11 protein-coding genes are annotated in these 13,393 nt (G+C 71.4%); 5 read left to right on the forward strand and 6 right to left on the reverse strand.

Features of this window, described 5'->3' with window-relative positions; all coding sequences use genetic code 11:
* Nucleotides 1-596 precede the first annotated feature (596 nt).
* From OHT01_RS03305 to OHT01_RS03315, 3 genes are read right to left on the reverse strand one after another with little or no spacing between them, the layout of a single operon-like run.
* Nucleotides 597-788, reverse strand: coding sequence for a hypothetical protein (locus OHT01_RS03305; protein WP_328551579.1), 192 nt, complete (start codon nt 786-788; stop codon nt 597-599).
* 22 nt (nt 789-810) lie between these two features.
* Nucleotides 811-2,127, reverse strand: a complete 1,317-nt coding sequence (locus tag OHT01_RS03310) for an alpha-amylase family protein (RefSeq protein WP_328551580.1) — start codon at nt 2,125-2,127, stop codon at nt 811-813.
* Between the two features lie 11 nt (nt 2,128-2,138).
* Nucleotides 2,139-2,681 (reverse strand): MarR family winged helix-turn-helix transcriptional regulator, encoded by a 543-nt coding sequence (locus OHT01_RS03315; RefSeq protein ID WP_328551581.1) that lies wholly within the window; start codon nt 2,679-2,681, stop codon nt 2,139-2,141.
* Between the two features lie 214 nt (nt 2,682-2,895).
* On the opposite strand from OHT01_RS03315, the gene OHT01_RS03320 reads away from it, so the two are divergent.
* From OHT01_RS03320 to OHT01_RS03335, 4 genes are all read left to right on the forward strand, one after another.
* Nucleotides 2,896-4,497: an FUSC family protein gene (locus tag OHT01_RS03320; protein ID WP_328558010.1), complete on the forward strand. Its 1,602-nt coding sequence runs from the start codon at nt 2,896-2,898 to the stop codon at nt 4,495-4,497.
* Between the two features lie 22 nt (nt 4,498-4,519).
* Nucleotides 4,520-4,732: a hypothetical protein gene (locus tag OHT01_RS03325; RefSeq protein WP_328551582.1), complete on the forward strand. Its 213-nt coding sequence runs from the start codon at nt 4,520-4,522 to the stop codon at nt 4,730-4,732.
* 85 nt (nt 4,733-4,817) lie between these two features.
* Entirely contained in the window at nt 4,818-5,492 is a 675-nt protein-coding gene (locus OHT01_RS03330) for an alpha/beta fold hydrolase (protein ID WP_328551583.1), read from the forward strand.
* A gap of 435 nt (nt 5,493-5,927) precedes the next feature.
* Complete coding sequence (locus OHT01_RS03335) at nt 5,928-6,644, forward strand: hypothetical protein (protein ID WP_328551584.1); 717 nt, start codon at nt 5,928-5,930, stop codon at nt 6,642-6,644.
* Between the two features lie 292 nt (nt 6,645-6,936).
* Here the strand turns inward: OHT01_RS03335 and OHT01_RS03340 are convergent, their stop codons facing one another.
* Together OHT01_RS03340 and OHT01_RS03345 are read right to left on the reverse strand one after the other, a co-directional pair.
* Entirely contained in the window at nt 6,937-8,880 is a 1,944-nt protein-coding gene (locus OHT01_RS03340; RefSeq protein ID WP_328551585.1) for a glycoside hydrolase family 5 protein, read from the reverse strand.
* A 399-nt stretch (nt 8,881-9,279) separates the two neighbouring features.
* Nucleotides 9,280-10,011 carry a TetR/AcrR family transcriptional regulator gene (locus tag OHT01_RS03345; protein ID WP_328551586.1) on the reverse strand — a complete coding sequence of 244 codons (732 nt, stop codon included), beginning with the start codon at nt 10,009-10,011 and terminating at the stop codon, nt 9,280-9,282.
* A 62-nt stretch (nt 10,012-10,073) separates the two neighbouring features.
* On the opposite strand from OHT01_RS03345, the gene OHT01_RS03350 reads away from it, so the two are divergent.
* Nucleotides 10,074-11,534 carry a hypothetical protein gene (locus OHT01_RS03350; protein ID WP_328551587.1) on the forward strand — a complete coding sequence of 487 codons (1,461 nt, stop codon included), beginning with the start codon at nt 10,074-10,076 and terminating at the stop codon, nt 11,532-11,534.
* Nucleotides 11,535-11,699: 165 nt separating this feature from the next.
* Here the strand turns inward: OHT01_RS03350 and OHT01_RS03355 are convergent, their stop codons facing one another.
* Complete coding sequence (locus OHT01_RS03355; protein ID WP_328551588.1) at nt 11,700-13,289, reverse strand: peptidoglycan-binding protein; 1,590 nt, start codon at nt 13,287-13,289, stop codon at nt 11,700-11,702.
* Between the last annotated feature and the right edge of the window lie 104 nt (nt 13,290-13,393).

Here is a 13,393-nt window from a genome sequence, read left to right on the forward strand (position 1 = left end):
GCTCGACCCGGCGCGGGCCGGGGCGGTTCGGGCGCAGGGCGTCGCGGGCGGAGTCCTCGGCGGATGGAAACACCGGAACCGCACGGGTTCGTAACCGCGGATCCGGGCGGCCGGGTCCTTCGGAACGGAGTGCGCCATGGATCGCTGCGGCAGGACGTCGCGGTAACTCCGCCGCCGGCCGGGCTCGTCGGCGCGGCCCTTCGGAACGAGGGATTCCTGACGCGGTCCTCAGGGAACGTTCCGGGCCAAGAGGCGCTTCGCTCACGGCAGTTGCCGCAGCCGCCTGCCCGGCACCACCTGAACCACGGTCGGAGCAGACCGCGGTGCGCTCATGTCTCACGCCTCATCGACCCCCTGGACGCGCAGCAGTCTGCCATGCCCCTCGTGCTCACGGACAGCCCTGGTGATCACCACAGCGCGCGACGAGCGGAACTCCTCGCGCCGCCCGGGGCGGAATGGGCGGGTCGTCGGCATGTCGTCCGATTCGAGGGGAGAACCAGGTCCGCGGTCACGCGGACGAACGCGTGCCGGCCGGCTGAGGGCAGCCGGCCGGCCTCCGAACGTCCGGCCCTCGCGTCCGGCCGACCGGGCGGGTCCTACGACAGTCGGGCCATCGCGTCGATGCTGACGGTGGGCCGGCCGGAGGTGGCCTGGTTGACGGGTGCCACCCGCCAGGCGGCCAGGTTGAGCTTCTGCCAGGGCAGCATGGTGACGCCGGAGGGCGGCACACGGATCTTCCCGGCTGTGACCGTGTTGTAGTAGGCGTCGGTCCGACTCCGGGGAGTCACGGCCGCCCGGGAGACGACGGAGTCAGGAACGGCTTCCCGATGTCGTGGCCACGAGCCAGCCCATCGCCGGGAGCGAGACGGAACCGGTCGCGGAATCGACGGAGGCGTCACCCGCGGCAGGTCGCCAGGAAGCGGCCGGGACGCCGGCGGTGGCCGGAGCGGAGCCGAAGTTGAGGGCGACCGCGAGGGTGGCGTCGGACTCGGGCGCGTCGAGGGTGTAGCTGAGAACGTTGTTGTCGAGGGTGTGGACGCGGGTCCGGGCCCGTACGAGCCAGGGGTGGCGGCGCCGCACGCCCACCAGGGTCTGGTGGAGCCGCTGGACCGCCAGTCCGTCGGGGCCGAGACCGGACGGGGAGAGGGGAAACGCGGGGCGGACAGCGTCGTCCCCGCCCGCGCGGTCCTCCTTGACGCCCTCCCAGGCACGCTCGTCCCCCGCGTAGACGGAGGGGATGCCCCCGACGGTGAACAGCACGGTGAGCGCGTGCGCCACGTGACGGGGCTCGCCGAGCCGGCTGGCGAGGCGCGTGACGTCGTGGTTGCCGACGAACGTCTGGGGCGCGAAGGTGTCGATCATGGCGTTGTGCCGCTTGAGCGCCCAGGCCAGTTCGTGCGGGTTGCCGTCGTTGAGCGAGCTCCAGATCGCCTTCCACAGCTCGTACTGCGTCACGGTGTCCAGGCCGCCCTCGACGACGTACGACGCGTAGTCGCCATGGATCACCTCACCGCTGAACCACGCCTCGGGGTGACGGGACCTGACCCGGTCCGTGACGGTGCGCCAGAAGGGGCGGGGCACCGCGTAGGCCGCGTCCAGCCGCCAGCCCGCGATGCCGCGGTCGAGCCAGTGGCCAAGGACTTCGACGACATGGTCGGCGACCGCGGGGGACGCGTGGTTCAGGGCGACGAGATGACGGTGCCCCTCGAAGACGCGGAAGTCGTCGCCCTCGGGGACGAACCAGTCCGCGTACGGGGACGCGGTGCCGCGCCGCACCACGTCGGCGAAGGGGGCGAAGGACCTGCCGACATGGTTGAAGACGCCGTCCAGCAGGACCCGGACCCCGCGCGACCCGGCACGCTCGACCAGGTCGAGCAGGTCGGCCTCGGTGCCCAGGCGCGGATCGACGCGAAAGGGGTCGGCCGTGTCGTAGCCGTGGCTCTCGGCGGCGAAGACCGGCCCCAGGGCGAGGCCGTTGCAGCCGAGGCCGACCAGGTGGTCGAGCCAGTCGGCCAGCACCGGCAGACGGTGCCGCACGGGCGCTCCGGCGGGCAGCGCGGTCGGCTCCGCGCCCAGGAAACTCAACGGGTGGACGTGCCACCAGATCGCGTGGTCGGGCCAGGACACGGGCGCCTCCGTCAGTCGGATCGGGTCGTGGAGCCGGGCACGGTCGCCGGGGCGTCGGCGAGGCGGTTCATCAGACGGGCGGCGAGCAGCAGGACCTGACGCTCCGTCTCGGTGAGGTCGACGAGGGCGATGTCGAGCCATGCGTCGCGCTGCGCCATGTCGCGGGCGAGTGCCTCGCGCCCCGCTTCGGTCAGTTCCACCACGCGTTGCCGCCCGTCGTACGTGTCGCGCGTCCGGCTGATCAGGCCGTCCTGTTCGAGGTCGGCGAAGACCCGCGTCAGGGACTGCGGCTGCTGATGGTCGGCGGCGGCCAGCGCACCGGCCGACATGGGGCCGTTGCGGCGCAGGTGACCGAGGACGCTGCTCTTGTTGAGGCTGAGCCCGTCGGCGGGGCGCTCCGCGCTCAGCCTTCGCGCGAGCCGGATGACGCCCTGGCGGATCTCGGCGGGCGCCCGGTCGTGCCGTCCCTCGGCCGCGGGGGCCGGCCCCTCCCGCTCCTCGGCCCCGGAGCGCCCCGCGTCCCGACGCTCTGTTCGCTCTGTCTGCTCGCTCATCACTGCTAAGTTATCACTTACGATAACGATGCGAGCCGTATCGGTCGACGACTTGCTGCAGGGCTTGTTCAGAGCCATTTTGGAGCCATTCCAGAGCCCGCTCAAGGAAGGGTCTTGGCGGTAATCCTACGTGCTGCGTAACTTTTCGAAATCGACGTGTCGTGCGTTGCACTTCGATCCGCGAGGGGTACGCCTGCGCGCCGCGGCCGTGAGCATGGCCACCGTGCTGGGCGTGTACGGCTGGGCGCTGCTCGTCGAACACGAGGCCGGGCTGCGCGTGGACAGTGTGGTGCGGGCCGTGGTGATCGCCTCGGCGCTCGGTCGCGTACAACGCCTCCTCGACCGCACCGACCGACTGTCGGCCTGCGTCGTCCTGCCCTGCGCCGCGGCGACGGCCACGGAGTTGAGCACCTTGATCCAACGTCAACCCCTGGCAGGTGACGCGGTGTTCGTCCTGGGGGTCGCGGGATCGATCTGGGTGCGCCGTTTCGGAGCGCGCGCCGGCCGGGCGGGGACACTCGTGGTTCTGCCGTTGACAGCGGTGCTGGTGGTGCCCGCCGGGGCGACGCCCATGAGCGGACACGCGCCCACCGTCTGGGCGGCGGTGACGGCGCTGGCCGCGGTCGTCTGGGGAACCGTGGTGACGTGGGCGGCGCGGCGCACCGGTTTCGTAGCGTCGCCGCCTTCCGCGCGGGTGACGGCGCCGGCCCGCGACACGGGCCGCCACATGCCGGCGAGCACGCGGATGGCCCTGCAGATGGCGGCGGCACTGACCGCGGCGTTCGCGATCGGCCGGGGCCTGTGGCCGGACCACTGGGCATGGGTGGTGCTCACGGCGTTCCTCGTGTGCAGCGGCGCGCGCAGCCGCGGCGACGTGCTGGTCAAAGGGGTCTGGCGCACGCTCGGCGCGACCGCCGGCACGGTGGTGGCCGCGGCGGTCTCCGGACAGTTCGGACCACGGTCGGACACCGCGGTCGCAGTGATCTTCATGGTGCTCGCCGTGGCCACCTGGCTGCGCGAATTCGGCTACGCGTACTGGGCGGGCTGCGTCACCGCCGTACTCTCCCTGCTCTACGACTGGTTCGGGCAGAGTCCCGGAGACCTTCTGCACACCCGGCTGGCGGGCATCGGGGTCGGGGCGATTCTCGGTGTGGCCGCGTCCTGGCTGGTTCTGCCCGTCCGTACCGAGGCGGTGATACGGGCGCGCACCACGGCGGCGCTGTCGGGCCTGGGCGAGTTCATGGAGGCCGACTGGCGCGACGGCGGGGCCGTGAGTTCGGCGCAGGCCCGATTCGCCCACGGCGTCGAACAGTTGGGGGTCGCGACGGCTCCGATGCGGACTCTGGCGGCCCTTCCCTCACCCCGGACCCTGGCCACCCTGCCCTGCCTCCGCACCTTGGCCGCCCTGCCCTCACCCCGGATCACGGCCGCTCCGCCGTCGCCCCGCGCGCTACCCGCCCGACGCCGCCAGGACCACTTCTCGCTCCACTCCGTGTCGGCGCTGCGGCGCTGCGGCGAGCGCGTCGAAGACCTCGCGGGAGCGGTCAGGACCGCAGCGGACGCACTCACCGCCGATCCGGCCGTGCTGCGACGGCGTACCCAGGTCGCGGCGCACACCCGTACCGTGCGCCGGGCGATCGGCCGCCGCCCGGCCCAGCCCGCCACAACGGGATCGGCGCCGACCGAACAGGCGGGAACGACCGGACCGACCGCGTCCGCGCATCGGTCGGTCCTCGCCACCCTGGACGCGATCGACATCCAACTCGCCATGCTCGACGCTTTGTTCACCCTCTCACCCGACCCGCCTCGACCGTGACCGGAGCGCGAGGAGGGGTCACTTGTCGACCGGATACTGCCCGGACGTCGGCTCGTGGCCCTCCGTCGCGGACGCGCTGGACCGTGCCGGGGTCGAGCGTCCCCGTGCGTTCACCCACCCGGTCGTCTTCCGTCGTTGTGTGTCCTGCCAACAGGTCAATGTCGTGCGTGAGGGGGACTTCGTCTGCGTGTTCTGCGACGGCGCCCTGCCGTCCGGCTGGAACATCGACCGATGACGGTGCCGGTTCGTCACCGCGACCGATCACTTTCGTCGCTCGCGGCGGTCTGTCCGTCGTGAGAGCGCAACGGACGGAGACGAGGATGAGCGTGTTTGTCTTGATTCCGGGGGCCGGTGGTTCGGCCTGGTTCTGGCATCGTGTGGTGCCCGAGTTGCGGGCGAGGGGGCACGAGGCCGTCGCGGTGGATCTGCCGGGCGCCGACCCGTCCGCGGGACTGCCCGAGTACACCGACGCGGTGGTCGCGGCGATCGGTGATCGCGAGGACGTGGTGCTGGTGGCCCAGTCGATGGGCGGCTTCACCGCGCCCATGGTCTGCGCCCGCGTACCCGTAGGAGCGCTGGTGCTCGTCAATGCGATGGTGCCCCTGCCGGGCGAGACACCCGGGGGGTGGTGGGGCAACACCGGATCGGAGCCGGCCCGACTCGCAGCGGCCGAGGCGGGCGGATACGGCGCCGAATTCGACCTGGAGACCTACTTCCTGCACGACGTACCCGCCGAGGTCGCCGCCGACGGGGCGGATCACGAACGACCAGAGGCCGATGTCGCCTTCGGTCAGGCCTGCGACATCCGACGGTGGCCCGATGTGACCACGCGCGTGCTGGCCGGCGCCGGGGACCGGTTCTTCCCCCTGGAGTTCCAGCGCCGAGTGGCCCGCGACCGCCTCGGGATCGAGGCCGAGTCGATTCCCGGTGGGCACCTGGCCGCCCTGTCGCACCCGGGCTCGCTCGTCGACCGGCTCGTCGATCAGCTCCCCTGAACCCGCGCATCGGCTTGGGGTTCCATGGCGCCGCGGATGGCGATGGGGTGCTGACGACCTGCTCGCAGCTACCTGGCGCGCGGCACCGGTGGCCGGTCGCCCGCGCCCCCGGCCGGTCCTCCCGGCCCGGCCCGCCCACGACCTCACCCGGCCCTCCCGGGCCCTGTCCGCTCTTCCCGTACCCTCTCCGACCTCGCCGACCCCCGGTCTGCGGCCGACTCGTTCCTCATGCGCGGTACCCGTCGTCCGAGTGCCGAGCGACAGATCGTATCCCTCGGGCACGGAGCTCGTTGAAGTGGTCAACGCGCAAACGCCCCCGACGGATGCGCGTTCACGTGAGGGCCCGAATCCCTGCCCGGTCTCGGGCCCTCACCCCTCTCCCCGGTCCCCCGCTGACGTGGGGGACGCGGGCGGGCCGTGCCATGATCCGCTCTCATGAAGACGTCGCACCCGTCCCTGGTCCGGGCCGCCGCCCGCAACAACGCCGAGTGGTGTGCGGCGATGAGCCGATCGCACGGTGTGGCGGGCGAGTTCGGGGAGCAGGCGTGGACCGCCCCGGCCCGCACCCCGCCGTACTACCCGGACGTGGTGACGCTGGTGCCCGGCGCCGATCCGGCCGCGCTGGTGGCCCGGATCGACACCTCCGTGCCCGGCGCCTCCGTCAAGGACAGCTTCGCCGACCTCGACCTGACGGGGTCCGGATTCCAGGTGCTGTTCGACGCCCAGTGGATCCACCGCCCGGCCAACGGTCCCGGCAGCCCCTCGGGCCTTGTCTGGGACGTCGCAGGCGACCCGGACGCGCTGCGCGCCTGGGCGCTGGCATGGGACGACGGGAACGGCGACGCGGATCTGTTCCGCCCAGGGCTTCTCGACGACCCGGCCACCTTCGTACTCGCCGGGCACACCGCCGACGGACAGGTGGTCGCCGGAGCGGTGGCGAGCTGCGACCAGGTGGTCGGAATCTCCAACGTCTTCGCACGCGACGGCGGGCCCGACACCGCCTGGCCGGCCGTCCTGGACGCGGTCCACCGGCTGTTTCCCACCGTGCCGGTGGTCGGGTACGAGCACGGTGACGACCTGGCGGCCGCCGTGCGGCACGGCTTCGAACCGGTCGGCCCCCTGCGGATCTGGACCCATGTGGGACGGGACTGACCCAGGTACGTCGGGTCGGACGGCCGGTCTGTCCATCGGCCGGTCTGTCCGTCGGTCGGCCTGCCCCCGGCCGTCAGGTGGAGAGGGGACAAGGGACAGGGGACGAGGGACGGGGGACGAGGACGAGACGCGGTCGGGACCCCGGCCGACCGGTGAGTGCGGGCTCGGTCGGCCGGGTCCCATGACGGTGACGTTCGCGTGGCGGTACGTCGGTCACGGCACGGCACGGCACGTGCGGGGCGTCCTTCGCCCCGGCGCGCGAACCGTGTCTGTGCCGCTCGCCGAAGGGTGATCAGTTCAGCTTGCGGCACAGCAGGGCGGCCGGTCCCTGACTGGCGCCCAGGCGGGTCGTGTAGGCGATCCCGGCCGCGTACTCGTCGTCGGCGCACTGGCCCTTGTAGTCGCCGTTCGCGAAGTCGCCACCGGCAGCGCCCGCGGGACGGTTGTCGGACCGGTCGAACCAGACGGTTCGCCCGGCGCCCGCCAGGGATGAGCCGGCCGGAACGCACAGGGCCGCCGACATCCGGCCGCCCCGGCGGCTGTAGCCGATGAGGAAGTTCCCCGCGGGACACTGCACCTTGGTGTATCCGGAGGCCCAGTCACCGCCCGAAGGAACGTAGCGCTCGTCGGTGACGACGGTCTGGGTGTTGCCCGGGGAGCGAAGGTCACCGGTGGAGACGTCGCTGCACAGGGCGCGCACACCGCTGTGGCCGAGCCCGATCAGTCGCTCACCGTCGGGGCAAGTGGCCTTGGACGCACCCGAGTTCCAGTCGCCGCCCGCGCGGACCCGGAGCGACTGCACGTAGTCACCGTGATCGGTGGCGAGCATGTGCCAGCTCGGGACCGGGGCAACGGACCCGGTGCGGGCCGGGGCGGTCATCAGCCGGTTCCACGCGGTCCCGCGCCAGTCGGACGGGTCGAGGATGCCGTACCGGTTGCCCGAGGTGTCGTAGCGCAGCAGGGACCAGTCGTCGTGGCCCTCCCAGCCGACGAGCGGCCAGTAGGCGAAGTCGACGTCGTGGTCGGCGAAGTAGTCGGTGATGTTGCCGAACCAGGTGCGCGCCGCGGTGCCCGTCTCGCCCGCCCCGATGCCGAACTCGCTGATCCACACGGGCGCGGTGAAGTGCTGGTTCTGCTCCGAGGAGACGAAGAACGCCTGGTCGTTGAGGACTTGGTAGAGCTGGTCGCGGGTGAGGTCCTGGTACCGGGCGTCGTGGGTCTCGCCGACCCCGGTGGCGCCACTGTGGTTGGGGCCGGTGTAGCCGTAGAAATGGGCGGAGTACACCAGTTTGTGAGCGGCAAGGAGGGTGTGCGAGAGGTTGCGCACGGGGGTGAGGGTGGGGCGGCCGTGCGGCAGCCCGTCGACGGGCAGACCGGTCCAGTTGATGCCCTCGATGACGATGAGGAGGTCGGGATTGGCCTCGGAGAGGATGCGGTCGGCGGCGAGCTGGGCGGCCGCGTACCAGTCGTGGGCGTCGCCCAGGCCCCAGTTGGGATCGTCGAGCACGTCGCGGCGGACTTCGTTGTAGAGGTCCGCGCCCACCACCCGCGGATCACCGGCGTAGCGGCGGGCCATGAAGACCCAGTCGTCCGCCCACTGCTGGGTCGACTGGCTGCTGTTCCAGCGCTCGTTGCCGTCGACGCCACAGCACCAGCGGGAGGTGTTGGTGTGGTTGTTGAGGATGACCGCGAACCCGTCCTGGGTGAGGGCGGCGACCACGGCGTCGTAGACCTGGAGGGGGGTCTTGCCGCGCAGACCCGGGTTGGCCGTGACGGCGACGTCCGGAACGGGCGACGTCGCATGGATCATCTCGTTGGAGAAAGGCAGCCGGATGCTGTTGATGCCCAACTGGTGGAAATCACTGAGCAGTTGAGGCAGGGAGGCGCGGTCGAGGCCGAGGGGTATGCCGTAGGAGTCCTGGCCCGCGTGGTGGTTGGCCGGGTCGGCGGCGCTGCCGCTGCCCGCCCAAGAGCCCTGCGCACCGTCCCAGTTGGCCGACTTCAGCCGGAAACGGTTGCCTGCGGCGTCCACGATGTACCGCCCGCGGGTGGACAACGGCGGTTGCCAGGTCTCGGCCGCCGGAGCGGCGACGGAAGCCGTCGGTGCGGTCATGGAGGCCGTCGGCGTGCCGCCCGCCGGATCCGCGGTGGCGGCGACCGCCCCGGGAGCCGTGGCCAGCAGCAGGAGGGCCGCCGTCGCCAATGTCAGGTACTTGCCAAATCTGAGGGTGGGCATCGGACCTCTGTGAGTGGATGTCGGCGGCTGCGCCACGGGGGTTTCGTCCTTCCCGCCGATCGCAGGAAGGGACCCGAGCGTAGCGGGAGGGCCGGGCCCCGGGCGAGGGTTCCGGACAGGCGCGACACGCGGCACCGAAGAGGTCCTCCAGGACCTCCAGCTCGTGTCAACTGCCCATGATTCAGGCGGGGTTCGGAGACTCGCCGCCGCGAGGAGCGGGGCGGCCCGCGGCTTTCGGGCGGGGTGGATTCCGGCGCTCACGCGACCAGCGGCGCGCCGTCGCACGTCCCGGAGGGTGGCGCCGCCGCCCCCGGAGGCCGCACCGCCCGGAGGGTGGCGCCGCCGGCCCGGAGGCGCGCCCCCGCCTACGCGGGCGGCGACCCCGCTCCCCGGGGAGTCTCAGCGGCTCAGCTCGGCCTCGATGCCGTCGAGCAGAAAGGTCAGGCTGATCTCGAACTGCTCGTCCATGTCCGGCCCCGTCGGTGCCTTCATCCAGCGGGCGAGCAGTTCATGGCCGCCCTGTTCCGCGAGCCCTTGGGCCGCGGTGACGGCCTCGGTGAGCCTCTGCGGGGTGTCCAGCCCGAGCCGGCGCCGCATCGCGTGCTCCTCCGCCACTTGCTGCGCGCTGCCCAGGACATGGCGGTCGAGGAGTGCCGCGAAGGCGACGGCCCGTCCGAGATCCGCGCCCCGCTCCACCAGCAGGCGGAGCAGGAACTCGGTGCGGCGCAATGCGTGCGGGCCCAACGGAGGCCGGGTCGGGGCCAGTTGGGCGTACCAGAGGTGTCGCTTGGCCATCGCCCACGTCTCCATGGCCACCGCCCTCAGGTCCGGCCATCCACCGCTCCCCGACGCCTGAGGCAGCGGGATCTCCGCGGTGGCCGCGTCGAGCATGAGATCGACGAGTCCGTCCTTGCTGAGCACATGGCGGTAGAGCGCCATGGGGGTGTACGGGCCCAGCCGTCCGGCCACGGCAGACATCGTCAGGGCTTCCGCGCCGCCCTCGTCGGCGACTGCCATCGCCGCTCGCACGATGTCGTCGCGCTCCAGCGGGCTCTGCCTGCGCCGGGGCTCGGACCGGGTCCAGATCAACGGTACGCCGGTCTCCCCGGCCGGTCTCCGCGCTTCGTCCACAGGCATAGTTTATATCATCAGCTACAGTTTATGACGTATACGTAAGCGTGGAGGGAAGCATCATGGAGCGGGAAGCAGACCCGGCCGGCATCCGGCTGGGGATCGGCCGGGGCATCAGCTACGGCCTGTTCGGTGAGCCGGACGCCTTCGTGCCGCAGATCCGGGCACTCGGCGGCACGCTCGTACGGGTCTACGTCTACTGGGCGCAGGTCGAGCCCGAGCCCGGCCGCTACGACTGGACGGCGGTGGACGCGGTCCTCGGCCAGTTGGACCCGGCCGCCGAGACCTGGTTCACGGTCTGCTCCAGCTCGCCGTGGGCCACGCGTACACCGTCGGGCTTCCTGCCGTCGTCCCCGGCGAACGACGACGCACGGTACGCGGAGTTCGTCGGCCGCCTGGTGTCCCGATGCCGTGGCCGTGTCCTCTACTGGCAGTGCGACAACGAACCCAGCAACACCGGTCTCCTCTGGGCCGGCACCGCGCCCGAGTACGCCGCACAGCTCGCCACGTTCGCCCGGACCGTGCGGGAGGCGGACCCCGCGGCCCGCGTGGTCCTCGGCGGCTGCGGCTACGACGTACTGTCCAGCCCGCAGGGCAGCCCCGCCAGGGCGTTCTTCGACCATGTGGTGGAGCGGGCCCGCGACGACTACGACCTGTTCTGCGTGAACCTGTACGGCGATCCGCACGACATCCCGGTGTACGTCGAAGAGGCCCGCGCCATGATGCGCGGTCACGGCTACGAGCGGCCCGTGGTGGCGGGTGAGTACAACGGCCCGACGCTGTTCGAGTTCCCCGAGGCGCAGGCCGCGTTCCAGCGGGAGATGACAGCGGTCTTCACCGCTCCCTCCCCCGGTCCGGAGGCGGAACCGCCGGACCGCCGAACGATGCGCGCGCTGTACGACCATGCGGCCGAACTCCCCGACACCCTGCGGATGTTCATGGAGGACTGTCCGCCGGAGCTCGGCGCACGACGGGACCGGATCAACCGCCGGCAGATCGTGACCCGCAACATCCTCGCCCTGGCCGCGGGTGTCCGCCGCACGGTGTGCTGGAACCTCGCCCCGGAGATCCCCGGCTACCGCGACCGGCTCAACCTGATGGGATTCCTCTTCGGCAAACTGGCCCTGCTCGACTACGACGGGACCGAGCTGACCGTCCGCCGCCCTTCGGCCGACACGTTCGCGCTCCTGACCGCACTGCTGGACGGTGTCGATCGCGTGCGCCGCATCGGTGCCGGGCACGGTCCCGGCCGCTACGTCTTCGATGTGGAGCGGCACGGGCGCGGCGCCCTGGAGGTCATGTGGACCACCGGTGACGTGTTCGCGGGTGAGGAAGAGCCCGCCGTACGTGTCGAGCGGCCCTGGCCCCATGCGCAGGCCCACGCGGTCGACGCGTTCGGCGCACCCGTGCCGGTGGAACGCGACGGCGCGGTGGTCGCCCTGCCGGTCTCGGTGACACCGGTCTTCCTGTCCGCCGAGCCCGTACCGGTAGCCGAGGCAGCACCCTGGCGGGCCTCGACGTGACCGGGTGCCCCGTCCCGATGCTCCGGGGGCCGGCCGGCCGTGACTCATCCGGTGGTGACCGATGGATCATGGCCGGCCGGTTCGCCGGCAGAACCGCCTCTCCCGGCGGGATCCGGCGTCAAAGACACGGACTCCGGCCGCCGGGCACCGGTCGCCGGCGCCCGCTCAGCGGACTCGGATGAAGATCACGTCGTATCCGCTGCTCGTGCCGCGGGTCTTGACGTAGACGCCGTCCGATCCGCCGTTGGGGTTGCCGGTGTTGCCTTCGACGGTGGTGAAGCTGGAACCGCCGCTCACCGTCCGCACGATGCCTATGTGCTCATGGCCGCCGGTGTAGTTGTTGCCACCGTCCCAGTCGAAGGCCACGATGTCGCCCGGCTGGGGGTTGGTCGTCACCGAGAGGTGGTAGTTGCCGGCCCGTGCCTGGTTGACCCAGCCCGAGACGTAGGTGTTGCGGTAGGAGGTGGCGCCCGTCTGCTTCGCCACCCAGCTCACGAAGGTCGCGCACCATGCGTAGTTGCTGGTGGACATGGACAGACCCACGGCCGAACCGTAGCTGTTCGCCCGAGCGCTGCCCTCGACCGTGCCGACCTCGGCCGCGGCCACATCGAGGATCTTGCTGTAGCCGCCACCGGGCGCGGGCGACGACGGCGGGGTGACCGCGCCGTACAGAGCGGCCTTGGTGTTCGCGCCCACCTGGCCGTCGACCGACAGACCCTTCTCGGCCTGGAAGTCGCGTACCGCGCTGTCGGTCATCGACCCGAAGTCGCCGTCGACGGCGAGGTCGGCACCGTGGTGGTTGAGCAGGCTCTGCAGTTCGGTGACGCAGCCGCTCTTCTGGCCCTTCACGATGTTGCTCGGGCACGAGCTGGAGTTCAGGTTGATCGGTGCCGGCGCCCCGCTGCCGCCGCCGGTGCTGATGTTCGAGTAGAGGGCGGTCTTGGTGTTCGGGCCGACCTGTCCGTCGACGGAGAGGCCCGCCGAGGACTGGAACGCCTTCACGGCCGTCAGGGTCAGGGGCCCGAACTGGCCGTCCACGTCGAGGTGTTGCCCCTTGCCGTTGAGCAGGGCCTGCAGCGTGGCGACGCAACCGCCGCTCTCCCCCTCCACGATGTTCGAGGGGCAGGACGCCGATCGCAGGTCCAACGCCGTCGACGCCGACTCGTCGGTGTTGTACAGCTCCCGCTTGGTGTTCGTGCCGACCTGTCCGTCGACCGACAGGCCGTGCGAGGACTGGAAGCTTCGGACCGCGCTGTCCGTCCCCGACCCGAAGTCGCCGTCCACGTCGATGTCGTAGCCGAAGTGGCGGAGCAGCCGCTGCAGTTCGGTGACGCAGCCGCTCTTGTTGCCCTGGACGATGTTCGCCGGGCACGACGAGGAGTTGAGGTTGATCGGCGCGGGCGCCGAGCCCCCGGTCGCGTACAGCTTGCCCTTGGTCTGGGGGCCGACCTGCCCGTCCACGGCGATCGCGACGGAGGACTGGTACTCACGCACCGCGTAGAGCGTGTTCGCCCCGAAATTGCCGTCCACCGTCAGCCCGGCGCCATGGGCGTTGAGCAGGTTCTGCAACTCCGTGACACAGCCGCTCACTTGACCCTGCAGGATCACGCTGGGACAGGACGAGGAGGTCAGCTTGATCGCCGCCGGCGCCGCCGACGCCGGATTGGCGCCGAGCAGGGTGCCCGCCGAGAGGAGCGCTGTCGTGGCGGCGAAGACCCCGACGCGGACTCTCCATCCCGATCTCGCGCTCATCATGCCCGGATGCGGGGTGTGCGCTTTGTCGGCGTGAACACCAAATGAACTCTTTCTCATGACTGCGAAACATCTCCTTCGATGGATCTGCGGATTACCGTCGGCCC

It is taken from the genome of Streptomyces sp. NBC_00358, assembly GCF_036099295.1.
Classification (GTDB): Bacteria; Actinomycetota; Actinomycetes; order Streptomycetales; family Streptomycetaceae; genus Streptomyces.

Coding starts and splice junctions, on each gene's coding strand:
- OHT01_RS03315 (WP_328551581.1), bottom strand. CDS start 2,681: ATGAGCGAGCAGACAGAGCGAACAGAGCGTCGGGACGCGGGGCGCTCC.
- OHT01_RS03320 (WP_328558010.1), top strand. CDS start 2,896: ATGGCCACCGTGCTGGGCGTGTACGGCTGGGCGCTGCTCGTCGAACAC.
- OHT01_RS03330 (WP_328551583.1), top strand. CDS start 4,818: ATGAGCGTGTTTGTCTTGATTCCGGGGGCCGGTGGTTCGGCCTGGTTC.
- OHT01_RS03335 (WP_328551584.1), top strand. CDS start 5,928: ATGAAGACGTCGCACCCGTCCCTGGTCCGGGCCGCCGCCCGCAACAAC.
- OHT01_RS03340 (WP_328551585.1), bottom strand. CDS start 8,880: ATGCCCACCCTCAGATTTGGCAAGTACCTGACATTGGCGACGGCGGCC.
- OHT01_RS03350 (WP_328551587.1), top strand. CDS start 10,074: ATGGAGCGGGAAGCAGACCCGGCCGGCATCCGGCTGGGGATCGGCCGG.
- OHT01_RS03355 (WP_328551588.1), bottom strand. CDS start 13,289: ATGATGAGCGCGAGATCGGGATGGAGAGTCCGCGTCGGGGTCTTCGCC.